Origin of the sequence: Paenibacillus sp. YPG26, assembly GCF_023704175.1 — a bacterium.
Classification (GTDB): domain Bacteria; phylum Bacillota; class Bacilli; order Paenibacillales; family Paenibacillaceae; genus Fontibacillus.
The window spans coordinates 1,050,484-1,074,641 of the sequence record NZ_CP084530.1; the positions used below are offsets into that span (position 1 = coordinate 1,050,484).

At 51.2% G+C, this 24,158-nt stretch carries 25 protein-coding genes and 1 riboswitch; of the genes, 9 read left to right on the forward strand and 16 right to left on the reverse strand.

Annotated features, from left to right (window positions below):
• Position 1 precedes the first annotated feature (1 nt).
• The 6 genes from LDO05_RS04810 to LDO05_RS04835 all read left to right on the forward strand — a co-directional run bounded on the left by LDO05_RS04810 (position 2) and on the right by LDO05_RS04835 (position 5,812).
• Complete coding sequence (locus LDO05_RS04810; protein WP_251378613.1) at positions 2 to 835, forward strand: ABC transporter ATP-binding protein; 834 nt, start codon at positions 2 to 4, stop codon at positions 833 to 835.
• Complete coding sequence (gene cobT, locus LDO05_RS04815) at positions 786 to 1,853, forward strand: nicotinate-nucleotide--dimethylbenzimidazole phosphoribosyltransferase (protein ID WP_251377773.1); 1,068 nt, start codon at positions 786 to 788, stop codon at positions 1,851 to 1,853. Before LDO05_RS04810 ends, cobT begins: the two co-directional genes overlap by 50 nt.
• On the forward strand, positions 1,850 to 2,416 hold the full coding sequence (gene cobU / locus LDO05_RS04820; RefSeq protein WP_251377774.1) for a bifunctional adenosylcobinamide kinase/adenosylcobinamide-phosphate guanylyltransferase: 567 nt from the start codon (positions 1,850 to 1,852) through the stop codon (positions 2,414 to 2,416). The genes cobT and cobU overlap by 4 nt, the downstream gene beginning before the upstream one ends.
• Positions 2,413 to 3,216 carry an adenosylcobinamide-GDP ribazoletransferase gene (gene cobS, locus LDO05_RS04825; protein ID WP_251377775.1) on the forward strand — a complete coding sequence of 268 codons (804 nt, stop codon included), beginning with the start codon at positions 2,413 to 2,415 and terminating at the stop codon, positions 3,214 to 3,216. The genes cobU and cobS overlap by 4 nt, the downstream gene beginning before the upstream one ends.
• A 25-nt stretch (positions 3,217 to 3,241) precedes the next feature.
• Positions 3,242 to 4,825 carry a cobyric acid synthase gene (locus LDO05_RS04830; protein ID WP_251377776.1) on the forward strand — a complete coding sequence of 528 codons (1,584 nt, stop codon included), beginning with the start codon at positions 3,242 to 3,244 and terminating at the stop codon, positions 4,823 to 4,825.
• A gap of 276 nt (positions 4,826 to 5,101) precedes the next feature.
• Entirely contained in the window at positions 5,102 to 5,812 is a 711-nt protein-coding gene (locus LDO05_RS04835; RefSeq protein ID WP_251377777.1) for a queuosine precursor transporter, read from the forward strand.
• A 175-nt stretch (positions 5,813 to 5,987) separates the two neighbouring features.
• On the opposite strand, the gene LDO05_RS04840 is transcribed toward LDO05_RS04835, so the two are convergent.
• Both LDO05_RS04840 and LDO05_RS04845 read right to left on the reverse strand, forming a co-directional pair.
• Complete coding sequence (locus LDO05_RS04840) at positions 5,988 to 7,076, reverse strand: M24 family metallopeptidase (protein ID WP_251377778.1); 1,089 nt, start codon at positions 7,074 to 7,076, stop codon at positions 5,988 to 5,990.
• A gap of 14 nt (positions 7,077 to 7,090) precedes the next feature.
• On the reverse strand, positions 7,091 to 7,585 hold the full coding sequence (locus LDO05_RS04845; protein ID WP_251377779.1) for a DinB family protein: 495 nt from the start codon (positions 7,583 to 7,585) through the stop codon (positions 7,091 to 7,093).
• 163 nt (positions 7,586 to 7,748) lie between these two features.
• Between LDO05_RS04845 and LDO05_RS04850 the strand changes: the two genes are divergently transcribed.
• Positions 7,749 to 7,970 carry a hypothetical protein gene (locus tag LDO05_RS04850; RefSeq protein ID WP_251377780.1) on the forward strand — a complete coding sequence of 74 codons (222 nt, stop codon included), beginning with the start codon at positions 7,749 to 7,751 and terminating at the stop codon, positions 7,968 to 7,970.
• A 271-nt stretch (positions 7,971 to 8,241) separates the two neighbouring features.
• On the opposite strand, the gene LDO05_RS04855 is transcribed toward LDO05_RS04850, so the two are convergent.
• From LDO05_RS04855 to LDO05_RS04905, 11 genes are all read right to left on the reverse strand, one after another.
• Positions 8,242 to 9,222: a 2-hydroxyacid dehydrogenase gene (locus tag LDO05_RS04855; protein WP_251377781.1), complete on the reverse strand. Its 981-nt coding sequence runs from the start codon at positions 9,220 to 9,222 to the stop codon at positions 8,242 to 8,244.
• 110 nt (positions 9,223 to 9,332) lie between these two features.
• Positions 9,333 to 9,830 carry a preQ(1) synthase gene (gene queF / locus LDO05_RS04860; protein ID WP_127200562.1) on the reverse strand — a complete coding sequence of 166 codons (498 nt, stop codon included), beginning with the start codon at positions 9,828 to 9,830 and terminating at the stop codon, positions 9,333 to 9,335.
• Positions 9,831 to 9,859: 29 nt separating this feature from the next.
• The gene (gene queE / locus LDO05_RS04865; RefSeq protein ID WP_346657619.1) at positions 9,860 to 10,615 is read right to left on the reverse strand and encodes a 7-carboxy-7-deazaguanine synthase QueE; all 756 of its coding nucleotides are present in this window, start codon (positions 10,613 to 10,615) and stop codon (positions 9,860 to 9,862) included.
• A complete protein-coding gene (queD, locus tag LDO05_RS04870) occupies positions 10,608 to 11,102 on the reverse strand; it encodes a 6-carboxytetrahydropterin synthase QueD (RefSeq protein ID WP_251377782.1) in 495 nt (164 codons plus the stop codon). Before queD ends, queE begins: the two co-directional genes overlap by 8 nt.
• Entirely contained in the window at positions 11,099 to 11,767 is a 669-nt protein-coding gene (queC, locus tag LDO05_RS04875) for a 7-cyano-7-deazaguanine synthase QueC (RefSeq protein WP_251377783.1), read from the reverse strand. The genes queD and queC overlap by 4 nt, the downstream gene beginning before the upstream one ends.
• Positions 11,768 to 11,887: 120 nt before the next feature.
• A riboswitch (PreQ1 riboswitch) is annotated at positions 11,888 to 11,931 on the reverse strand.
• Between the two features lie 164 nt (positions 11,932 to 12,095).
• Positions 12,096 to 13,820 (reverse strand): proline--tRNA ligase, encoded by a 1,725-nt coding sequence (locus LDO05_RS04880; protein ID WP_251377784.1) that lies wholly within the window; start codon positions 13,818 to 13,820, stop codon positions 12,096 to 12,098.
• 418 nt (positions 13,821 to 14,238) lie between these two features.
• Entirely contained in the window at positions 14,239 to 14,988 is a 750-nt protein-coding gene (locus LDO05_RS04885; RefSeq protein WP_251377785.1) for a CPBP family intramembrane glutamic endopeptidase, read from the reverse strand.
• 2 nt (positions 14,989 to 14,990) lie between these two features.
• The gene (locus tag LDO05_RS04890; protein WP_251377786.1) at positions 14,991 to 15,515 is read right to left on the reverse strand and encodes a PadR family transcriptional regulator; all 525 of its coding nucleotides are present in this window, start codon (positions 15,513 to 15,515) and stop codon (positions 14,991 to 14,993) included.
• 135 nt (positions 15,516 to 15,650) lie between these two features.
• Complete coding sequence (gene speD / locus LDO05_RS04895) at positions 15,651 to 16,469, reverse strand: adenosylmethionine decarboxylase (RefSeq protein ID WP_251377787.1); 819 nt, start codon at positions 16,467 to 16,469, stop codon at positions 15,651 to 15,653.
• Positions 16,470 to 16,646: 177 nt separating this feature from the next.
• Positions 16,647 to 16,823, reverse strand: coding sequence for a YjfB family protein (locus tag LDO05_RS04900; protein WP_251377788.1), 177 nt, complete (start codon positions 16,821 to 16,823; stop codon positions 16,647 to 16,649).
• 37 nt (positions 16,824 to 16,860) lie between these two features.
• Entirely contained in the window at positions 16,861 to 17,796 is a 936-nt protein-coding gene (locus tag LDO05_RS04905) for an RluA family pseudouridine synthase (protein WP_251377789.1), read from the reverse strand.
• Positions 17,797 to 18,022: 226 nt separating this feature from the next.
• Between LDO05_RS04905 and recQ the strand changes: the two genes are divergently transcribed.
• Both recQ and LDO05_RS04915 read left to right on the forward strand, forming a co-directional pair.
• A complete protein-coding gene (recQ, locus tag LDO05_RS04910; protein ID WP_251377790.1) occupies positions 18,023 to 19,906 on the forward strand; it encodes a DNA helicase RecQ in 1,884 nt (627 codons plus the stop codon).
• Between the two features lie 296 nt (positions 19,907 to 20,202).
• Entirely contained in the window at positions 20,203 to 21,993 is a 1,791-nt protein-coding gene (locus LDO05_RS04915) for a B12-binding domain-containing radical SAM protein (RefSeq protein WP_251377791.1), read from the forward strand.
• Positions 21,994 to 22,165: 172 nt separating this feature from the next.
• Here the strand turns inward: LDO05_RS04915 and LDO05_RS04920 are convergent, their stop codons facing one another.
• The 3 genes from LDO05_RS04920 to mnmM are packed head-to-tail and all read right to left on the reverse strand — an operon-like array spanning position 22,166 to position 24,158.
• Positions 22,166 to 23,107: an alpha/beta hydrolase gene (locus LDO05_RS04920; RefSeq protein ID WP_251377792.1), complete on the reverse strand. Its 942-nt coding sequence runs from the start codon at positions 23,105 to 23,107 to the stop codon at positions 22,166 to 22,168.
• Between the two features lie 26 nt (positions 23,108 to 23,133).
• The gene (locus tag LDO05_RS04925; protein ID WP_251377793.1) at positions 23,134 to 23,532 is read right to left on the reverse strand and encodes a VOC family protein; all 399 of its coding nucleotides are present in this window, start codon (positions 23,530 to 23,532) and stop codon (positions 23,134 to 23,136) included.
• 44 nt (positions 23,533 to 23,576) lie between these two features.
• Complete coding sequence (gene mnmM / locus LDO05_RS04930; RefSeq protein WP_251377794.1) at positions 23,577 to 24,158, reverse strand: tRNA 5-(aminomethyl)-2-thiouridylate-methyltransferase MnmM; 582 nt, start codon at positions 24,156 to 24,158, stop codon at positions 23,577 to 23,579.

A 24,158-nucleotide genomic window follows, 5' to 3' on the forward strand; every position in this document is an offset into this window, starting at 1 on the left:
TATGATCGAACTTAGAGGAATTACCAAGCGAATCGGACACAAAACCGTGCTCCGGGATCTGAATCTTAAGGTGGAGCAGGGACAGTTTCTGGGAGTTATAGGGCCTAATGGAAGCGGCAAAACAACACTGCTGCACACGATCTCGGGAGTTGAGCATATCGAGTCTGGAGAGATCGACATCGACGGAAAGCCGGTCGGATCGTACAGACGCAGAGAGCTTGCGCGCAAGCTGGCGGTGCTTCAGCAGGACGGAATTCCGAGCCTGGCCTATCCCGTGAAGGATGTCATTGAGATGGGCCGGTTCCCATTCCTGGATTGGCTTGGCCGTGATCTATCATCGGATGCCGGACAGATTATAGACAGGATTATGATGAAGCTGGATTTGGATTCACTGGCAGATCAGCCTGTGGATGAGCTCAGCGGCGGCCAGCGGCAGCGGGTGGCCTTAGGCAAAGTCATGGCCCAGCAGCCAAGGGTGCTTCTGCTCGATGAACCCACGACCTACCTCGATATCCGGTATCAGCTTCAATTTATGGAGCTTGTATCCGAGTGGCAGAAGGATGAAGACTTGACTGTGGTCGCCGTTATGCATGATTTGAATTTGGCTTCCATGTATTGCGACCGGCTGGTCGCTTTGCAGGAAGGAAGTATTGCAGCGGAAGGGACACCTCAGGATATCCTGACGCCGGACACCTTGAAGCGGGTGTTCGAAGTCGAGTCGGCGCTTGCCAGGCATCCGGATCTGGGCGTTCCACAAATTATGCTAAGACGAGAGGAGTCTTATAATGAACAGTTCACTAATGGGGCGGATCGGGGAAATACATACCCTGAGTAATCAGGCAATCGAAGAGGCCAAGCGCCGGCTGGACAGTCTGACGAAGCCGCCTGGAAGTCTAGGCAAGCTGGAGGAGCTGGCTGCCCGCCTGGCGGGGATTACGGGTGAGACGCTGCCTTCATTCCCGAATCGGGCAGTGGTTGTCATGGCCGGGGATCATGGGGTATGTGAAGAGGGAGTCAGTGCCTTCCCTGCTGAGGTTACCCAGCAGATGGTGCTGAACTTCCTGAATGGCGGGGCTGCGGTTAATGTCTTGTCCAGACTGGCTGAAGCGGATGTGCTGTGTGTGGATATTGGCGTGAACGGGGAGATTAATCACCCGGATTTGATTAAGCGGAAGATCAGATATGGAACAGCCAATATGGCTGCTGGACCCGCAATGAGCAGGGAAGAAGCTGAAGCCGCCATCCTGGCAGGCGCACAGGTTGTGAAGGAGGCTGTCGCAAGAGGGACCAAGCTGTTCGTGACCGGAGAGATGGGGATTGGCAATACTACGGCCAGTTCTGCGGTGATGAGCGCGCTTACAGGAATTACGCCTTTGGAGAGTGTAGGACGGGGAACCGGCTTGAATGACGAGCGTCTAAGACACAAGGCTGTGATCGTTCAGCGAGCAATCGAGCTCAACCGGCCCGATGCGGATGATCCTGTAGATGTACTGGCTAAAGTAGGAGGGCTTGAGCTTGCGGGGCTCACGGGGGTTATTCTGCAAGCCGCCGCGAACCGGTGTCCTGTGGTTATTGATGGATTTATCTCCAGTGCCGCCGCCTTGATCGCTGTTCGTATAGCTCCAGAGGTCCGCGAGTATATGATTGCTTCCCATGTATCTGAAGAACAGGGCCATGCCCTGCTGCTGCGCGAACTCGGGTTAGTTCCCATGCTGGACCTGGGCATGCGTCTTGGTGAAGGCACAGGCGGGGTACTCGCGCTGCACCTGATTGATGCCGCCTGCCGGATTCCAGCCGAGATGGCGACCTTTGAAAGTGCAGGTATCTCCGGGGCGGACGAGGGCTTACAATGAGTGTTCTTATCACGGGAGGCGCCCGCAGCGGGAAGAGCGCATTTGCAGAGCGATGGTGCATGAAGCATGCTCCCTCCGCGGTATATATTGCTACGGCTGAAATTTATGATGACGAGATGCGTGAACGGGTGGCCCTGCATCGCAAGCAGCGGTCTGACGCCAGTTATGCATGGACCACATGGGAAGAGCCGCTGCGTCTGACGGAGCACCTTAAGGAGCTGGCCGGATCGTATCAGAATACGCCGGCGGTGTTGGTGGACTGCCTTACTTTGTGGCTATCCAATGTTCTGCTCGGAGCGGGGGATGACCCGGATAACGATGTTATAACGGTGGTTGAACAGGAGATTGAGCGGCTTGTGGACGCAGTTCAGGCGTATCCGGGGCTTCTGGTTCTGGTCACCAATGAGGTAGGAAGCGGTATTGTGCCTGAATATCCACTGGGCCGCCAGTACAGGGACCTTGCGGGCAGATTGAACAGGCGGGTGGCCGAGATCTCTGAGCAGGTATTTCTAGTTACGGCGGGAATTCCAGTGGAGCTGAAGAGCAGGGCGTATAAGTTATGAGAGGCCGGGGGCAGGCAATCCTGGCCGCTTTTCAATTTCTGTCGCGCTTTCCGGTAAGAGCCCAGCTTGACTTCACCCCCGAGCTGCTTAAGCGAAGTACAAGCTTCTATCCGCTTGTGGGAGCGGCTATAGGCTTGGCCACCTGCTTGCTATCCCTTATATGCGCCTGGGCGCTTCCGCCTCTGCCTGCTTCGGTTATCATCCTCGCAGGCTGGATCTACCTGACGGGCGGTCTGCATCTTGATGGCTGGATGGATACGGCGGACGGACTGCTGAGTTATCGATCCCGTGAGAAGATGCTGGAGATTATGAAGGACAGCCGGGTAGGAGCTATGGGCGTGATCGCGTGCGTCCTGCTGCTGATGCTCAAGGCAGCTTTAATTGCCTCATTTCTGGAGAAGGGGGCGCTGCCGCTCGCACTTCTCACCGTCCCCCTGTGGAGCAGGTGGTTCATGGTGCATGCGATAGCAGGCTGGCCTGCGGCAAGGGGCAGCGAGGGCCTGGCAGGCCGATTCGGCGGAATGAAGAATTATTCATCGCAGATTGCTGGACTATGGGCTCTAGTTCTGTCAGGTGCCGCCTTGGTTCTCCTCAAGATATGTGGATACGGGGAAGGATTGAACTGGCTTCAATTAGGAATTTGTTATGCGGCTGTGCCGGCGGCAGCCTGGTTAATAGGCAGGTTCGCGGCGAACAAGATCAGCAGCAGATTAGGCGGGCTTACTGGAGATACTTACGGGGCCTTGAACGAAGGATTAGAAGTGATACTTATGCTTATCCTGGTGATCATTATTCGTTGATTATAAATGGAGGAGGGGGCGGGTCATGGAACAGCGGATAGACTCCAGGGGTGCTGTCCTGATGCTTCAGGGAACGGCTTCGGATGTGGGAAAAAGCATTGTTACCACGGCGCTATGCCGTATTTTCAAGCAGGATGGAGTGCGCGCCGCTCCGTTCAAATCGCAGAATATGGCGCTGAATTCCTATGTAACTGAGGATGGCCTTGAGATCGGCAGAGCCCAAGGGGTGCAGGCCGAGGCTTGCGGGATCCAGGCCACCACGGATATGAATCCCATTCTGATTAAGCCGACTGGGGATATGCATGCCCAGGTCGTTGTGCATGGGAGGCCGCTTGCCCATATGAGCGCTGCCGCTTACCGCAGCGACTTTCTGCCGGAGGCCAAGCGGACAGTAGTGAATGCTCTTGATCGTCTTCGTTCTTCCTATGAGATTGTTCTTATGGAGGGGGCGGGGAGCCCGGCGGAGATTAATCTGAAAGACAGGGATATCGTAAATATGAATTTGGCAGGGTGGGCGGATGCCCCTGTTCTGCTAATTGCTGATATTGACCGGGGCGGGGTGTTCGCGTTCCTTGTAGGGACTCTTGAGCTGCTGACTTCCGGGGAACGGGCCAGGGTCAAGGGATTTATTATTAATAAATTCCGCGGTGATCTCGCGCTCCTTCAGCCCGGGCTGGATTGGTTGGAAGAGAGAACCGGGATACCGGTTCTGGGTGTGCTGCCCCATATTCCGGATCTGAATATCGAAGATGAGGATTCGGTTGTGCTGGACAGCAGCTCAGGCCGAAGCTCCGCCCGGAGTCTGGATATCGCTGTCATCAGGTATCCGCGGATTTCAAATTTTACAGACTTTGATACTCTGGCTGCGGAAGAGGATGTTACCTTGCGTTACGTATCTCGTGGGGCTGAACTGGGTATACCTGATGTTATTATCCTTCCCGGGACCAAGAATACCCTTGGAGACCTGATCTACCTGCGGGAGCAAGGACTGGATCAGGCCATTCATGCGGCAATGCGCCAACCGAATACGAGGCTTGTGGGGATATGCGGTGGCTATCAAATGCTGGGCAGAGAGCTGACGGACCCTGACGCTTATGATTCAGGACGGGCAGGCGAGGGCGCCGGGCTTGACTGGCTGCCCATGAAGACGGTGTTTTTGCCTGAGAAGAAGACCATTCGTGTTACTGGAACCCTGCTTGAGGCTCATTCGAAGCTCATCCATTCGGAATCTCCAGTCATACCCATCCAGGGTTATGAAATACATACAGGTGAATCCACTTGGATGGAAGGAAGTGTCCCCAAGCCATTATTTGAACTTACCAGCAGCCATCGGGCAGTCGAAGAGAAATGGCTGGAAGGCGCAGTAAGTGAAGACGGCCGGATAATGGGAACTTACCTGCATGGGGTGTTCGACAATGATCTATGGCGCCGCGCCTGGCTGAACAAAGTGAGGCTGGACAAGGGCCTTGCGCCTATTCATGATACTTTCTCGGCGGCAGACCGCAAGGAACAGGCTTTCGACCGACTGGCCTCAATTACGCGCGAGCATCTGGATATGAACCGGATCTACGAGATTGCGGGCTTAACTTCCCGGAGTCCGGATAGGTAAGTTGAACAACTTATTCAATACCGATAACCAAGGGTCTGAAATGAGTGTGAAATGATGCTGGAGTAGCGGTTCTCAAGGAATCTTCTTAGGCTGCCATACGTGTAACTCGACAGTTCAACTTAAATAGGATTTGGACCTTCTAATGACAAAAAGGTATAGCCATGTCCAAGAGGTCTGTGTTAGAGTAGTATTTGCTCTTCCTGAGGTATCCTAAGCCTTAGATCAGCCGCGGTTCGTAACCATCCCGCGTAACCAAAACTAGGAAGGAAGAGGAAGATGTTCAATTTTAGCTGGGGCGTGCTGTTCGTTCTTGTGAACTTCACGTTCTTTTTGATGTGCTACAAGTTCTTTGGTAAGAAAGGGCTGTATGCATGGATTGGCGTTGCGACCGTTATCGCCAATATTCAGGTAGCCAAAACGATCGATATGTTCGGTATTGTCATGACTCTCGGGAACACGATGTATGTAAGTCTGTATCTGACCAGCGACCTGCTGAATGAGAAGTTCGGACGAGAGGAAGCCCGCAAAGCGGTCTGGTTCGGCTTCTTCACCTTGATTATGACGACGGTTATTATGCAGATGGTTCTGATCTTTGAACCACAATCCGGTGATTTCGCTCAACCGGCTATGCAGACGATCTTCGGTCTTCTGCCGAGGCTGGCCATTGGAAGCCTCACTGCATACTTCATCAGTCAGTTCCTGGATGTACGTCTGTATGCGTGGATTCGCAAATTCTATCCGAAGCGGAATCAGCTCTGGATAAGGAATAACGGAAGCACGATGATTAGTTCTTTTGTAGATACGCTGATTTTCTGTACAATTGCCTTTGCTGGCCCGATGTACAGTCTATCCGACTGGTTGGAAATCTTGTTCACGACCTATATCGCCAAATTCGTACTGACCGCTGCCGGTACGCCATTCTTATATATCGCCCGGAACTTCAGGCACAAGGAAGACGAAGCCACGCTTCTTCGTGCGGGGCAGTAACAGACAGAAGAGAACTGGCACCCCAGGTTAATCAACTACAGTATCATTGGTTCAGGCGTGGTCTGGCGTCTATTTTATGATACATGAAGAAACCTCGCTTAAATTAGAATCGGATGGTGGTACTTCCGTTCTAACAAGGCGAGGTTTCTTCAGTTCTACATATTCTGAAGGCAGCCTATTCCAGGATCGTCAGCGTCTTAGGGAATGAGGTTAAGACTTCGACTCCGTCTGGAGTCACAGCGATGTCATCCTCAATCCGGACCCCCCCTACTCCCGGGACATAGATTCCCGGCTCCACGGTGAACACATTGCCTGCTTGCAGAAGTGCTTCGTTCTTCCCGTGGACACATGGATATTCATGCACATCAATCCCCAGTCCATGTCCGAGCCGGTGCATGAAATATTCGCCGTAACCAGCCTGATCGATGACTGTGCGTGCGGCAAGATCGATTGAGGCAAAGGTTACGCCTGGTCTAATACAGCGAATGGCCTGTTCATTGGCTTCGAGTACCGCTTTATAGATTTGGGTGAGCTCCGGGGAAGGTTCGCCGAAGGCAAAGGTCCGGGTAATATCCGAAGCATAACCATCCGCATAGACACCTATGTCGTACATTAGCAGATCGCCGTGCTTCAGCTTTCTCGTTCCTGGCACACCATGAGGAAGAGCCGTCTTCTCACCAAAAAGCACCATAGAGTCGAAGGAAGGACCGTCAGCGCCCAGTCTTCTGATCTGATACTCGATTTCAGCTACGAGTTCATTCTCCGTAACGCCTTCCTTTACTTTGGTCAGACCTTCTTTCAGCACTTGCTCTATTAAAAGGACGGCATGCTTGATCTTGGCAATTTCGTCTGCGGATTTGCGAACTCTCATATCCTGAAGCCAGGGGCCGAGATCCTGATACCGGGCGAAGGTCAGATGTTCCTGGAGTGACTCGAAACGGGCTACCGAGAGATGATTCTTTTCCAGCGCCATCGTTCCAGATGATCCCTTCAGTGCCTGGTTGAGTACGAGATAAGGATTATCCGTATCCGTATGTGTATAAATGCGGCTGATGTCAGAGGCGGCATGGGCGGCTTCTTCATCCAGAGCAGGGACGACGAGGAAGGGTTCTTCACCAAGCGTCATCGCTGCAGCAAGAAATCGTTCATGAGGATTGCTTAGAAATCCGGTTAAATAATAGACATGCTTGGGGTCGGTAATTAGCAAAGACTGTATCCCGTGTTCTTGCATCTGGTGCTCAAGGGTAGACCATTTCAGGTTCATTGATGTACTTCCTTTCAAGATTGAGAGATAAGCGCCTGCCTGATGTCCCGCATCTGCTCCATATGGCGCTGTTCATGCATACCTAAAAATTCCCTCCACTGCTTCAGATCCATAAGTCCGAATACGGGATGGGGAAAAGACAGCTGGGTCAGCTGATCATCGGTATGTCCTTCAAGCACCTGGATGAGTGAAGCACGGGATTGCTCCAGCTGCTCCTTCAGCTGCCCGAAGGACCTCGGTTCTTCAGTCGGAATCATATGAGGCGGTGCCTGAATACGGCGGGTTCGGTCAAGCGTCAAATGATAGGGCTTGATGCTTGTTGGAGCGGACTGACCCTGCTTCAGGGTTTCACCAAATTTATGGGCTATTGTCCGCTCCATCAGGTACAGATGATCGAGTACCTGGGCGATGCTCCATTGTCCGGGGTCAAGGCGGACGTTAAGCTGCCGATCATTCAAACCGGCTGCAAGCTCATATATGTGCTGTCTGATTTGCTGATTCTGTTCCATGACACCTGCCTCCTTTGTGATTGCTTATATTGAGATCATATCAGAATTGGAAAAGGATAAAAAATAACATGCCTTCGACTGGAGATGTGGCGCTGCTTGGCCATGTTTAATTTTGCGGAGATTACGGTATAAAGGAGATATCAAAGGATAAGAGGTGAGAAGCATGGAGGAGCGCGGCAAAATCAACAATGGGCCATCCGGCATGGATAATCCCGAGCAGTACAAGACCGATCAGGAGAGCTTGTTCGACAAGTTCGAAAGCGAGCTGAATGTGGATTCAATCCCGGTGGAGGATCTGAATGAGGAAGTTAGGGAAGAGCGTAACAAGGAAGAGACCAAGCATACTTCTTCTACTCAGAAGAAATATAAGGTGGATTTTGAATAGCGAGGGGTCCGGGCAGGCAGCACAAAGACTCCGTCAATCTGGGTGATGACGGAGTCTTTGTGCTGCATGTATCCTCCTATTGCTCAGCTGGTAACAGATATGCGGCCTAGGGCCAAGCGCCTGACGTATCTAACGCCATTAATGCGGTCTTGAAGCATCTAACCTTGAATCTAGCGTGATCCTGACGCCGCTAACCCGAACTTGACGCATCGACACATCTAACGTTACTAATGTGCCCGTGCTCGGAAGCTTCAATCGGGGCCGCAGGCCGCTAATCCCGAAGTTCCCTGATTAGTCCGGCCGGGGTGCCGCCTTGAAGGACGCTCACCATATTCTCCGCAGCCTGCATGGCCATGTCCAGACGTGTCTTCTCGGTGGATGAGCCAATATGGGGGAGCAGTACCACATTAGGAAAGGACAAGAGCGGATTATCCGGATGTACGGGCTCCTTCTCAAATACATCCAGGCCGGCTCCGTAGATTTTCTTGTTCTGAAGGGCCCGGACAAGCGCTTCCTCATCCACCGTCTGTCCGCGTGAGGCGTTAATGAAGATGGCTGTCTTCTTCATCCGGGAGAATTCAGCCTCCCCGATCAGATGATGCGTATCCTCCGTGAGTGGAGTCATAAGCACGATGAAGTCGGATTGCTCAAGCAGTTCCTCCATTGTCACGTACGAGGCGTTAAATTCCTGCTCCCCTTGTTCATTGCGGTTGCGGTTATGATACAGAATATTCATGCCGAACCCGAATTTGGCTCGGCGTGCAACTGTTCGGCCGATGCTTCCCATCCCAATGATGCCAAGCGTCTTGTGATGTACATCCAGACCGAACAGGCTTTCATTATCTCCGCGCTTCCAGCTGCCTTCCCGTACGTACTTGTCCATTTCAGGGACACGCCGTGCAACAGACAGCATCAGAGCGATAATGAGGTCTGCTACGGTGTCATTAAGAACATTAGGGGTATTAGTTCCCTTGATCCCCCGCTGCTTCATTGCAACAAGATCAAAGTTGTTGTAGCCAACACTCATCGTACTCACCACTTTGAGATGGGGAGCATGATCAAGCAGCTCGGCGTCAATCCTGCCGCCTGCAGTCAGCAGACCTTCCACATCGGTAATGTGCCCGGCCAGCTGTTCAGAGGTTAGGGGCTTCTCACCTTCCCATTTGCTGTACGTGCAGTGCCTGCCGATATACGCCTCCACCTCTGGAGGAACGGGTCTGGCTATGAATACTTTCGGTTTGGTTGTTGTCATACCGGGAACTCCTCTCCGTTCGGGCTGAATGAAGTTCAGTTTGAACCTACACTCCCATATTACCCTAAAAGGAGTCCCCCTGATAATGGGCCGCGAGCAGCTGGCCTATCTTACCGGTTATCAATCTTCTCCGGATACATATCATGGTTCATCATCCGGTGGTCAGCCATTTGTTCATACTTTGTGCCTGGCCGGCCGTAATTGCAGTAAGGGTCAATGGAGATGCCGCCGCGAGGTGTGAATTTGCCCCAGACTTCAATGTACTTCGGATCCATCAGCTTGATCAGATCGTTCATGATGATATTCATACAGTCCTCATGGAAATCACCATGATTGCGGAAGCTGAACAGATACAGCTTCAGCGACTTGCTCTCTACCATCTTGATATCCGGAATGTAGCTGATGTGCAGAGTCGCGAAGTCAGGCTGGCCGGTAATCGGGCAGAGGCTTGTGAACTCGGGAAAATTGAATTTTACGAAATAATCACGATACGCATGCTTGTTCTCGAAGCTCTCCAGAACTTCAGGGGCGTATTGGAACACATATTTGGTTCCCTGGTTGCCCAGCAGGGTCAGATCCTGCATCTCACTTGGTTGTCTTCCGCTCATAATTTGAATTTCCTCCGATATCTATAAAGTTAAACCCCGCGCTTGTTCCCCCATACGAGGGTGTGCAGCTGAGGCAGTACGCGAACGTTATTCAGCGCTTCAGATTGCATGACATTCTCAATCAGCTGTTCATATTGATGAAGGAGCTCGGAAGCATGGGCCTCCGTATCCATCCGCTGGACATCCGGATTCCCGACCTGCAGGAACATAACCGTATCAGGATAACGGGCGTGTACCTGAGTGGTATAAGCCAGGTCTTCCTCATCAAAGATAACTACCTTCAGACTGTAAGCATAGCCATGCGGTCTAGCCGCAAGCTTGAATACAATCTCGTCAAGCTTCTCCCAATCGGTTGCCATTCCTGAGCTTGGCGGCTTCGGAGAGAGAGTAACCTCATCAGTCTCATTCAGCCAGTCCTGCCAGCGGGACCCTTGAGTCTCCACTGCAATACGGATCCCCTCCGATTTCAGGAGGGAGACAAGAGACCCAAGCTGCGGCAGCAGGGCAGGGTTCCCGCCAGACAGAGTCACGTGGGAGAAGCGGGTGCCTCCGATGGCCTTCAGTTCCTTCCAGATCTGCTCCGCGCTCATGGGCTGAATCAGATCCTTGGCACTGCCATCCCAGGTAAAAGCAGAATCGCACCAGGAGCAGCGGTAATCGCAGCCCGCCGTACGCACGAACATCGTCTTCTGGCCGATGACCATGCCTTCGCCCTGAACGGTCGGACCGAAGATTTCGAGTACGGGAATGCCGGGAACCGTCTTGACCTCAGCTGAATTATTCACCGGTCATCCACTCCCGTCTAACTTCGGCGTAGCTGGTCGGCGTCTCATACAGCCTTATGAACTCGGTACGTCCATCACATATTAGAGACTTGTACTCTTCAGACAATAGAGCTTCTTCCATCTGTTCGTACAGCCATACGACCATATTCTCTGCGGTGGTGTTCATAGGCGGCAGAGTCTCGTTCAAATAACGGTGATCGAGATAAGTCTCCATCCGGTTTTTCCAAATTTCCTTGATCAGCCCGAAATCAGCCGTAATCCCGGTATTATCCGGCCGTGCACTGATTCCAATGACAGCTTTATAGGTATGGCCGTGCAGATTCTTGCACTTGCCTTCATATGCGTGTAGATGATGCGCGGCATCAAATGTAAACTCCTTGCTCACCAGCACTCTCCGGTTGTGATAGCGGAGCTCGCTGGCCTGAATATCAACCCCGAACTGCTGGAGCTTTTCTACGATGCGAAATTCACCTGGTGTCCGGCTCATGAGCGATCCCCTTCCTTGCGGGACTGGAGGAATTTGTCCAATCCGGACTGTCTCAGCTTGCAGGCAGGGCATTCTCCGCAGCCGTGTCCAATCACGCCGTTATAGCAGGTCAGCGTCTTCTCGCGCACGAAGTCGAACGCGCCGAGCTCATCCGCAAGCGCCCAGGTCTCAGCTTTATCCAGCCACATAAGCGGGGTATGAATCACAAAATTGTAGTCCATTGCGAGATTCAAGGTAACATTCAGGGATTTCACAAAGCTATCCCGGCAGTCCGGGTAACCGCTGAAATCGGTCTCGCATACACCGGCGATCAGGTGCCTTGCTCCGGCTGTCTTGGCGAGTACAGCGGCAAAGCTGAGGAACAAATGATTGCGGCCTTCCACAAAGGTGCTAGGCAGGCTGCCCTCTTCTTGTGTAATCTCGATATCATCACGTGTAAGAGCGTTCGGAGCCAGCTGGTTCAGCAGACTCATATCGAGCACGGTATTCTTGACTCCAAGCTCATCAGCAATCTGCTTGGCACATTCAATCTCCAGACTGTGGCGCTGACCATAGTTGAACGTAACTGTCTCAACTTCAGAGAAATGCTTCAATGCCCAGAACAGGCAGATGGTGCTGTCTTGTCCGCCGCTGAATACAACGACAGCTTTTTCATTTTTAAGCATAAAAAAACCTCTCTATCTTCAGATATTTGCGGGGCAGATGAATATCATCTACACCTTACGAAGAGAGAGAGTTCTTGAACTGGCATCGCAAAAAAACAAGCCCTGTCATCTTGCGAAAAGGCTAGCTTAGTTTTTTATAGAGGGAGTTCGCGAACCTCTCCCATGCGGCATGAAGCAGCATGGACTTTCTTCAGTTAACGCAGGATGCGCTGAACCATTATAACACAATTAAGCTGGAGGAGAGGATGTAAGTTATGGCTATATAAGTTCAAAAAAAAGGAATGACCGGGTAATCCGGTCATTCCTTGGTGCATGACGAGTTAATGAGTTACTTCAACTGATGTTCCGTAATTCTTGCCCATGCGGCTTCAAAATCCAGCACTTCCGCCTCGGTCTGGCTTCTTTCTTTCCACTCCACTTGTCTGTCCTTAGCCAGCTTGCCAATGACGATACGCAGTGGAATCCCGATCAGGTCCGAGTCCTTGAATTTGACACCGGGCCGCTCGTCCCGGTCATCCAGCAAGACCTCGATGCCCTGACTTGTCAGCTTCTCGTAGAGCTCATCTGCCAGGCTCATTTGGGTCTCATCCTTGATGGATAGCGGAACGATATGAACTTGGTAGGGAGCCAAGGAGGCCGGCCACACAATTCCATTCTGGTCGTGATGCTGCTCGGCCACAGCCGAGAGAATACGGGAGACGCCGATCCCATAACAGCCCATGATGAGGCTTTGCTCCTGACCCGAGGCGTCAGAGTACACAGCTCCAAGCGCCTCGCTGTACTTCGTTCCCAGCTTGAAGACATGGCCAACCTCGATCCCTCGCACCAGATTCATCTCGCTTCCACAGTGCGGGCAGCGGTCGCCGAGAGCCGCATTTCGCAGATCCAGCAAGGTATCCAGGGCAAAATCAATGCCAGGGCGAACCCCGCTTAGATGATAATCGGATTGGTTCGCGCCGGTTATGCCGGTATCCATCATTCCGACCTCTTGGTCAACAAGCAAGGGAATCGTGAGTCCAACCGGCCCCGCAAAGCCAACTTCCGCGCTTGTAACTTGCAGGACGGTGGCAGCATCAGCCAGCTGGACCGATTCAGCACCGGTATAGTTCTTCAGCTTGATTTCATTCACTTCATGGTCACCTCGAACAAGGACAGCCACTATGTTCCCGTCACAGCGATAGATCAGCGTCTTAATGAAGTTGCGGGCTTCTTGCCCTGTAAAGGTAACTAGCTCATCAATGGAGTGAACTCCTGGCGTAGAGAGCAGATGAGGGGTAGGCAGACTTGCTCTGCTGCTTAACCGGGTTTGGAGGTGTTCTGGTTGATAAGAAGTCTTGAATTCTGCTTTCTCCAGATTGGCGGCATAGTCACCTACTGTGCACACTGCAATGGTATCCTCGCCGATATCGGCAAGTGCCATGAACTCATGTGTTTCTCCTTCGCCCCCGATCGCTCCGGCATCCGCCTGTACTGACCTGAAATCGAGTCCGCATCTTGTGAAGATACGAGTATAAGCCGCATGCATGGACCAGTAGCTGGTATCCAGTCCGTTCCAATCTGTATCGAAGGAATAAGCGTCCTTCATCAGAAATTCTCTTCCCCGGAGCAGACCGAAGCGGGGCCGGCGCTCATCCCGGAATTTGGTCTGGATCTGATAGAGGGTTATCGGCAGCTGTCTGTAAGAACTTATCTCATCCTTCATCAGGGAAGTAATAACCTCTTCATGGGTTGGTCCCAGGGCGAACTCCCTGCCATGTCGATCCTTCAGGCGGACAAGCTCCGGTCCATAGACCTCATATCTGCCTGATTGTCTCCAGAGCTCCGCAGGCTGCATGGCGGGCATAAGCAGTTCTTGCGCATCCGCCAAATTCATTTCTTCACGTACAATGTCAGCTGCCTTCTGTAGGACGCGCCATCCGAGGGGGAGGTACGTATATACTCCTGAAGCCAACTGACGGATATATCCTCCGCGGAGAAGCAGACGGTGGCTTTGTATCTCGGCGTCCGCAGGAGCTTCTCTTAGTGTAGGTATCAGCATTCGGCTTTGTCTCATTCATCTCATCCTTTCTCGAAAATAATTTTAAGAACAAAAAAGAGCGCTGTTCGTCAAGGGACGAATGCGCTCGTGGTACCACCCTAATTAGATCATCAGGAACTCTCTTCTGATCCTTAGTCCGATAACGGGGTTCACCGGCAGCGGTTTTGCCGCTGCAGCTTCCAAGGAAGGGAATCTAAGGACCATGCCGGGAAGCCTTTCAGCCTATGGGTTTCCTCTCTATACGGCGGGTATCCGAAGCTCATGATCTTGGTCATAGCTTTTACTAATATTGTCAACTAAATTACAATAAATTCAGTTCAAGGTCAATCCCTATATATTGGACATAGAAGAAGGACTTACAATGGAGTTCCATTAATACGGCCGCGCCCCGTAGGTGAATCTTTTAGCAGTGCCCTGAATAGCTGATTTAACATTAACCAGCTATAGCCGCCTGAACAGGAACCTTTCTCAGACTTACGATCAGCCATATAGCATGAAGGGCTATTACTGCGATAACGATGATATTCCCGTACCAGAATGAATTGCTAGGACTTATAAATTGGATCAAGTTATGTATGAAGTGGAAGGTGATCAGAGGAAGGATGTTGTTATTCATGATGATTAATAAGGCCAGAACAAGGCCTACAAGGAGTGCATAAACAATCTGCAGGATGGTGTCCCATAAGCTCTGACCGGATAGGGCGTTCAGGATATGTGTAACGGCGAACAGGATGCTGGAGGTTGTGACAGCGGCAGTCACTCCTTTTGCAAGCAAAGTTCGCAGGATGAGACCTCTATAGATCGTCTCCTCGACAAAACCAACCAGCAAAGTGACCCCGATGAAGTACAGCAAGGATGAGATTGAGGTAGACTTGAAGCCATTCATACAGTTAATGCCTAGCACAAGCACAAGCGGCAGATAAAAGATCCAGTTCTTGGACGGAATGTTCCGAATGGATTCAAAGCCAAGGGCAGCCCATTTTCTTCTTATTGTCTGATACACCATCAGTACCAACGCGATCGGGATGAAGGCAATGAGAACCGGATCGGTATAGTCCAACTGATTCATTTGTGCATAGGCTCCTGCCGCGAACATGGCTACGAGAAGCAGCAGTTCGATAATAATTACAGCCAGGACGGGCCTCCGCTGCGAGAAGGTTCCTTTATTCGATAATGTGGTCATGACTATAGATCATTCCTCTCTTTAATATCGTTAATCCATTGTTCCTTCATGTTCAAATACTTAAGGCCGTAATGAAGCATCGATACCCGGTAGTAATGCGCCTCCGGATTCTCTAACTCTTCGAGCTCCTTCGATACTATACTCTGGACCTTCTCCAGCTGCTTCACCTGCTTATGAAGTGCGAACCGATATTCAGCTAACCGCTCTTCGCGGACAGCAGGATCCAGGTGATCGTAGAAAAACAGTCTGAGCAAAGGCTCATCCCGGAACAAATCCAGCGGTTCGGCCAACCAGAGTAAAAATTGACGGTGGCCTTCAGGCAGCAAGCTGGCAATCTTCTTATTCTTGGCATCCTCGGTATCTGTGAGGGAAATCCAGCCCTTCTCAGCCAACCGCTTGAGAGCCGGATACAGACTTCCGTAACTTACTTTATAGAAGAGCCCTACCGAGCTGTCGATCGTCTTCTTGATCTCATAACCGTTCATTGGCTGCTCGATAAGCAGTCCCATGATCACATATTCAAGCAAGTATGCTCCCCTCACTTTCTTATATCTAATTGATATATCTATTTGATACATTTAGCATAGCTGATTTCAATAATTTGTCAACAAAAAAAGAGAGGATTTATGGAAATCCTCTCCAGGTCATAACAAAAGCTCATCTTATAGGGAGCCGCGCTTCATATTTTTACCATAATAAATTTCATCCATCTCAACCTTAAGCCGGTCTGTAATCGAAGCCTGCTCTTCAGGGCTTAGCTTGTCCTTCGTGTAGCCGAATAAATAGTTATCCAGATCGAACGCTTTGAGCTTACACTTGGTATGGAAAATATTCTCCTGGTAGACATTCACATCAATCATGTCATACAGCTTCTTATCCTTATCCGGGATGTAGTTCTGTATGGAGCTGATATCATGATCGATGAACAGCTTGCGTCCATTGATATCGCGAGTGAAGCCGCGAACCCTGTAGTCCATCGTCATCATATCCGGTTCAAAAGAGTGGATAAGGAAGTTGAGCGCCTTAAGGGGAGAGATCTCCCCGCAGGTAGAGACATCAATGTCCGCCCGAAATGTGCTGATGCCTTCATCCGGATGTGACTCCGGGTAGGTATGAACAGTGATATGACTTTTATCCAGATGCATAACTACAGTATCGGGAAGGGGACCAGGCGTCTCGTCAAAAGTCTCCGTGTCCATCTCGGCCACGGGTCCTTCGGATACGAGCATCGTTACACTGGCGCCTTGAGGAATATAATCCTGTTTGGCAATATTTAATATATTAGCACCAATAATATCGGAGACGGATTTCAAGATGGCGGTCAGGCGGTCAGCATTGTACTGCTCATCCACGTACTCAATATAAGCATCCCGCTCCTCAGTCGTCTTGGTGTAGCAGATATCATACATATTGAAGCTGAGGGATTTCGTCAGATTATTGAATCCATGCAGTTGTATGGCTTGCTCTGGTGTAAGTTTCATGGCTCATGTCTCCTTAAGTCACAATAATAACTAAATTATTACCTGATCTCATTTGTCCTAGTCTTTTATTGTATACCCGAAACTTGTATATCGGTAACAAGCAGGCTTGAAGCAGGGAGGATCTGCCGAGGCCAGACCTCAAAAAAAGCCTGCAGGCATCGCCTGCAGACTGTGGGGCTATACAGAGATATCCAGTTGTCGCCCCAAATTTGGATCCATGCTCTTCTGAATAAGCTGCACCATATTCTGTGCTTGTGCTTCTGCCTGTTCTTTAGCCATACTAAGAACCTTGATCCCGACAGCTTGAGCCAAGGAAGACTGGCTCATGGATGTAGATAATGCTGCAATGTCCATTACACACCTCCCGTATTACTTATCGGCATGTAACAGATTATTTGGAAGACCCCGTTCTGAATGGCTTCAGGAAGACCTTAGGGATGTCGGTCTCAAAACGCATCATGGCCCCTGTTGTCGGATGTTCAAATGCCAGAATGCGGGCATGAAGTCCGAGTCTGCCGATCTCCTTGCTCTTTGAGCCGTACTTCTTGTCTCCAGCCACAGGATGTCCGATATCCTGCATATGAACCCGGATCTGATTCTTGCGGCCTGTCTCCAGATGTACCTCGAGCAGGGAAAAGAATTTGTTTGACTCCAGTTTTTTGTAATGGGTGATGGCATGCTGCCCATCATTGGGATAAGGGCTGGAGTACATTTTGAGCGTGCTGCTCTCCTTCAGCCAAGAGCTGATTGTGCCTTCCTGCTTCTTCACCTCACCATCGACCAACGCGACGTAAGACCTCTCTTTTACAATATCCTGCCAGGAGTTCTGCAGAATTTGCTGTACCTTCTCACTCTTGGCAAATAACATGACGCCCGACGTATCCCGGTCCAGCCTGTGCACAATAAAGATCCGGTTATCAGCGTTCTCTTCTCTAACATGACTCATCAATTGACGGTATGCGGTGATCTCATTCTCCTGACCTGCCGAGACGGATAACAGCCCGTGTTCCTTCTGGATGACAATAATATCCTCGTCTTCAAAAAGTATCTTCATGCCGATCAGCGGCGGTGCTGAGCTGACCTTCTCCTGATGGATGGACACCAGGTATCCCGGCTCAAGCTCATAATTGTAGGCGGTAGTCGGCTGGCTGTTCACGGTTACCTGGCCCCGGGCCAGTATGGATTTGACCGAATTCCGGCTTAAGTGATTTAGTGTATCCACTAGAAAAGGGAGCAGCTGCGCAGGCTCTTTCACCGTGTATATCTTCGGCTTGGCGGGGCTGCTGACTTTGGTCGTACGGCCTTTGTTATAACTCTTCTTCTTCAATGTTCATGCCTCCTGGGACTCCGTGCTAGATGGTTGCTTGTCTATGACCGATGATACCCTTATTACCCTGTCCGGGTCAATGCAGCGGGCGGTTGCCCAATCGTGCAAACCCCGTTACACTATATGAATGAACTCAAGAAGGAACAATGTTTAGTTCATTCTATATATCAAGGCAGGACCTTTTATCCTGAGAAGCGTTTTGGAATAAAGTAAGGAGATTTCTTACATGAATGCTGAAATTTATACAATAGAGCAAGCACAAGAACTGCTGCAGAAGTACTACGGATATCCGGATTTTCGTGAAGGGCAGAAGAAGATCGTGGAAAGCCTTCTTCATGGAGACGATACGCTCGGTATTATGCCTACCGGGGGCGGTAAGTCGATCTGTTACCAGATTCCCGCGCTGCTGCTGCCGGGTCTGACTTTGGTAGTGTCACCACTGATCTCTCTGATGAAGGATCAGGTTGACGCGCTAACGACCATGGGGATCTCTGCCGCTTATATCAACAGTACCTTAAGTGGAAAAGAAGTGAATGAGCGCATCCGCGCAGCAAGGCGGGGCGAGCTTAAGCTCCTGTACGTGGCTCCCGAGCGGCTGGAGCTCGACTGGTTCCAGAATGAAATGGCCGATTTGTCGATTTCATGCGTAGCGGTCGACGAAGCTCACTGTGTGTCCCAGTGGGGACATGATTTCCGGACAAGCTATTTGTCGGTCGCTCCCTTTGTCTCCTCGCTGCCCGATCGTCCGATCCTGGCCGCATTCACGGCTACAGCGACGCCGGAGGTTATGGATGATATGCTGCGGCTGCTACGTCTCCAAGAGCCTGCTGTATTCGTTACTGGCCTTGGCCGGGACAATCTGGCCATGTCCGTCCTGCGCGGGGAGAACAAGCGGGAGTATGTCATGAATTATACGGCCAGCCATCCGGCCGAACCGGGAATCATCTACGCGGCGACCCGTAAGGAGGTCGATGATCTGTATGAACGGCTGCGCCAGGCCGGCATTCAGGCGGGTAAATACCACGCCGGCTTGTCTGACCAGGAGAGAGCCGACAATCAGGAGGCTTTTCTATACGATGATATTCGGGTAATGGTCGCAACCAACGCGTTCGGTATGGGAATTGATAAATCCAACGTCCGCTATGTAATCCACTATAATATGCCTAAGAATATGGAAGCGTATGTGCAGGAGGCGGGCCGTGCGGGGCGGGACGGGGAGCCAAGTGATTGTATTCTTCTGTTCAGCGCCCAGGACATCATGACCCAGAAATTTCTGATCGAGCAGAACCCCCAGGAAGGGGACCGGAAGCGGAACGATTACCGGAAGCTGCAGCAGATGATCGAATACTGCTACTCCAACCGCTGTCTAAGGTTCGCCATGCTTGAGTATTTCGGCGAGGAGCATGATCAGAAGCCCTGCGGGATTTGCAGCTCATGCCGGGATGAGAGAGAGCTGACCGACATGACGCGGGATGCCCAGGTTATTTTCTCCTGTATCTACCGGATGAGGGAACGATTCGGCGTCTCTATGGTGGCTTCTGTGCTCAAAGGCTCACAGAACAAGAAAGTGCTTCAATACGGGTTCGATAGTCTGCCTACCTATGGCATGCTGCGGACGCGGACCGAGAAGGAGATTTCGGAATTAATCAATACCTTTGTCGCAGATGGTTATTTGAGCTTGTCCGAGGGTCAATATCCTGTTGTTCGTCTCCAGCCCGTAGCTGCTGATGTACTCAAAGGGAATCACCAGGTGATGATGCGGGCACCGCTGCCTTCCGCTTCGACCTCATCTTCGGGCAGTTCCCGCCGAAGAGGAACCTCTTACGATACTAGTCCATCGGCAGTCAATGAGACCGTGTTCGAGCAGCTCCGGCTTATCCGCCGTGACCTTGCCGAGCGGGAGAGAGTGCCTTCCTATATTATCTTCAACGATGCCACACTGCGCGAGATGAGCGTGGTCTGTCCGCAGACCGAAGCGGCCATGCTAAGGATTAAGGGGGTAGGGGAACTGAAATACAAGAAGTACGGCCAGCCCTTCCTTGACTTCTTCCTGAACCAAGGCGGCGCACCGGATATGGACAATGACAATGACAATGACGATTATTTTTAGGTAGTTAAGTTTTGTATCATCGCTTTGTCTCCCGCTCCAGCATCAGCGGAGGGGGCGGAATCGTCCTGGAGAAGCGCCAGCGTTCGCCTTTGCTCCCGGATTCCATCACTGAAAGTGATTCAATCAAGGAATCTGGGAGCAACAGCGATCGTAAGGATGATCCGCCCACGGAGCGCCGCGCCACTCACCAAGGACGATCCACCCGAGGAGCGCCGCACCATGCGCCAAGGACAATCCGCCCAAGGAGCGCCGCACCCATGCACCATACTTTTTCAAATTAAAGAAGGTTGTGAACCATGAAAGTTATCCTGTCAACGCTCAACGCCAAGTATATTCACACATCTCTGGCAATCCGCCTGCTCAAGGCGTACAGCGACCATGAATTCGACATACAGCTTGCCGAATATACTATCAAGGACCCCGCCATGAACATCGTCTCGGATCTGTTCAACAAGAAGCCGGATGTAGTCGGCTTCTCCTGCTACATCTGGAACATTGAAGAGACGCTCAAGGTCGTCGAAATTCTGAAGAAAGTCATGCCTGAGGTCACAATCGTTCTGGGCGGACCTGAAGTGTCCTACGATACAGAGTACTGGATGAACCGGGCGAGCCATGTTGATTTTATTGTCATGGGCGAAGGGGAAGAGGTCTTTCACCGGCTGCTTCAGGAGCTTAGCGGGGAGCGCAAATTTCACTTTGTCTATGGCATAGCCTACCGCAAAGATCAGGAAGTCGTTATCATGCCTGGCCATCCCAAGAGCGATTTGAACTCCTTACCGTCACCGCATCGATTCCAGGAAGACATCCCTAATCTGGGCAAGCGAATTGTGTATTTCGAGACCAGCCGGGGTTGTCCGTTCAACTGTCAGTTCTGCCTGTCCAGTATCGAGGTTGGAGTTCGTTATTACGATATTGAGCGCGTGAAATCGGATATTCTCTATCTGATCCGTAACGGTGCCAAGATCATCAAATTCCTGGACCGGACCTTCAATATTAATAGGGCGTACGCTATGGAGATGTTCCAATTCCTCATTGAGAACCATCAGGGCTGTATTTTCCAGTTCGAGATCACCGCGGATATTATGCGTCCGGAGGTTCTCGAATATTTGGCAGAGAATGCGCCTCCCGGGATCTTCCGATTTGAAATTGGCGTGCAATCCACCAATGATGCGACCAATGAGCTGGTCAAGCGCCGTCAGAACTTTACCAAGCTGACGCGGACGGTGACTACGATCAAGAACAGCAGGAAGATCGATCAGCATCTGGATCTGATCGCAGGTCTGCCTGAAGAGAATTATGATTCCTTCCGCCAGACGTTCAATGATGTATTTGCTCTGGGACCTGAAGAGCTGCAGCTCGGCTTCCTCAAGATGCTTCGGGGAACCGGACTTCGGAATGATGCGAAGAAATACAATTACACATACATGGACCACGCACCTTATGAGATTTTGGGCAATGATGTGCTGCCTTTCTCTGACATTGTCAGACTCAAGCGGCTGGAGGATGTGCTGGAGAAATACTGGAATGCCCATCGTATGGACCATACGCTGCATTACTTGATGAAGCACGAATTCGACTCGCCCTTCGATTTCTTCCAGGACTTCGGCAACTATTGGGAAGAGCAGGGGTGGCAGCGGATCGGGCATCAGCTTGAGGATTTGTTCACAAGACTCCAGGCCTTTCTGGATTACAGGGGACTAAGGCGTCCTGAAGTGGTTATGGGACTTATGCAGCTCGACTATTTCCTCGGCCACAAGTATAAACCGCGGAAGATCTGGTGGGAGACAGGTGTGGATAAAGACCGTAGAAGTGCCTACTTTAGAGCGCTGACCGACAGAGCTGACCAGATCTCTGGGGATTTTGCGAGCCTTGGAATTCAGGATAAGGAGCTGCAGAAATTCGCAGTCGTGGAGGAGCTTTCCTTCCCGCTTCATAAAGTATTGAAAGATGAGCCCCTCCTGGACTCAGACAATGAGAAGACCCTGCTAATTGTCCTATATCAGCAGAATGACGCGGAGCTTCCTGTGTTCTATACCATGCCGCTGTCCGGAATAACTTCACTTGACCAGGGGTTGTCGTCAAAGTAATTCATGTAAATAAAGGCAGTTTGAGCCTGTCGTTGCTCTTTTGAGCTCTATAATTAGAACAACAGCAAGCCCCCGGGTTAAGGGGGCTTGCTGTTTTCTATTTTCAAGCTATACATGCTGTTCTTGTGGCTGATCAACATTCTTGTTCATAAGGCGAGCAGGGGACATCTGCTTACAAAGTATGACGGTTAATCCATCCCAGCAGGTCACTTGTTACTTCATCGCGGTTGATCTCGTTCAGCAGCTCATGGCGAGCCCCAGGGTATAACCTAAGCTCCACATCCTGAATTGCAAGGTTATGATACTGCCTATACAGACGGCGAACCCCGTCTCCCTTAAGACCGACAGGATCTTCCTCTCCGCTGAATAAATATATCGGCTTGTCTTTGGGAATAAGAGCCATCCGCTCAGGAGTATGAATCTCCAGCAGCAGACGGAAGAAATCACGGAAGAAGCCTGTGCTGCTTATTTGCCCGCACTCTGGATCTTCTATGAATTTATCTACTTCCTTCTGATCACGGGTTAACCAGTCAAAGGGAGTGCGAACGGGCTTGAATGAACGGTTGTAAGGGCCGAATACTACGGCATTGAGCAGGAGGCTGGGATGACGCTCACCTTGCAGCATAACTTGCAGCATAGCCAGCTTTTCACCGATCTCCAGCATTGCCCGCTTCCCGCAGGTACCTGACAGCATGAATCCGGAGTAGTTGTCATGATTGGTATACATAAGCTTTTGAGTAAGAAATGACCCCATACTATGGCCGAGGAGCAGAATTGGCAGCTCTGGGTGCTTGTCCCGGATCACACTTCCCAGCAGAATCATATCGTTCACCATAGCATTGAAGCCGTCCTTGCCCAGCTTACCTAGTTCATCCAGGCTCCCTGCTGTCCGGCCATGCCCGCGATGATCGTTGGCATAGACAATATACCCTTGCTCAGTAAGTTCAGCGGCAATACGCTCATATCTCTTGGCGGTTTCGGCCATTCCGTGCGCGATCTGAATCACCCCGCGGGGGGAGATCGTCTCCATTGAAGAAGGCAGCCAGTTATAGACATATATATTCTTGCCATCTGAGCTCAGCATATTGAAATGGTTCGATTCTATTGAAGTCATCCTCCTTCAGCTAAAGTCCGTATATCTTAAGATGTGCGCGCGGGCTCGAAAAATTCAATACGTTCCCCATCCGGCCCGTTAAAGAAAAAGAACCGGCTTCCATTAGGCAGTGAGCGAATCTCCGGATCCCGTCCGGATAATCCCAGTTCAGCAATCCGGGCATATTCTCTGTCGATGTAGCTTACCGTAAATGCCAAGTGATTCACTCGTCCTTCACTGGCGATTTCAGGAGCATCCTTAATGTAGACGAGCTCGATCTCCACACTTTCCTGTCCGGGAAAAGCCAGAAAGGCTAGACGCAGGTCTTCCCCGACCTCACCAATAGTATAGAGCAGCTTGAGCCCAAGTACTCGTTTATAAAATTCAATGGAATCCTCAAGGGCAGATACGCGGATTCCAATATGTTCAATCTTGTGTATACTCATGTAACTAACCTCATTTCGTAATTAAATAACTTTATACCGAGCTATTACTTCTTCTCGATGGCAATTAAGTACGGTGCGGCAGCCTTCTGAAGCTGCCGGTATATCAAGGACTGCGCTGCAGATAGAGGCAGGGCTGCTGCCCAATCCTGCACAGCAGCCGCTTCAACTTCTCCGCCGGGATGGCCGGGATACAGAACTGCTGTAATTATTCCCCTTGGACGCAGCAGCGTTATTGCCGCTTCGAGAGCGGCTATTGTGCTTGCAGGCTCGGTGATCAGCGAGAGATCAGCGCCTTCTGCCGGCAGATAGCCAAGGTTGAACATTACAGCCCCAACACGGCCGTGGAACTTGGCTGGCACAGCTTCCAGCATGTCTGCATGACTGCGGTGCAGCAGGGTTGCTTCGGCGATCTTGCTTTGGTCTTCCTTGGCAAGACGCTGCCCCGTAAGGGCCAGTGCCTCTGCTTGTACATCAAAGCTAAACACTGCGCCCCTTCGGCCGCAGGCAAGCGCCAGGAACAAGGTGTCGGCACCAGTCCCGGCTGTTGCGTCAATGGCAGCGTCTCCAGGCTGGAGACGAGCGCCTGTAAGCTGATGGGCCATGCTGAGAACGGATTGAAAGCCCAT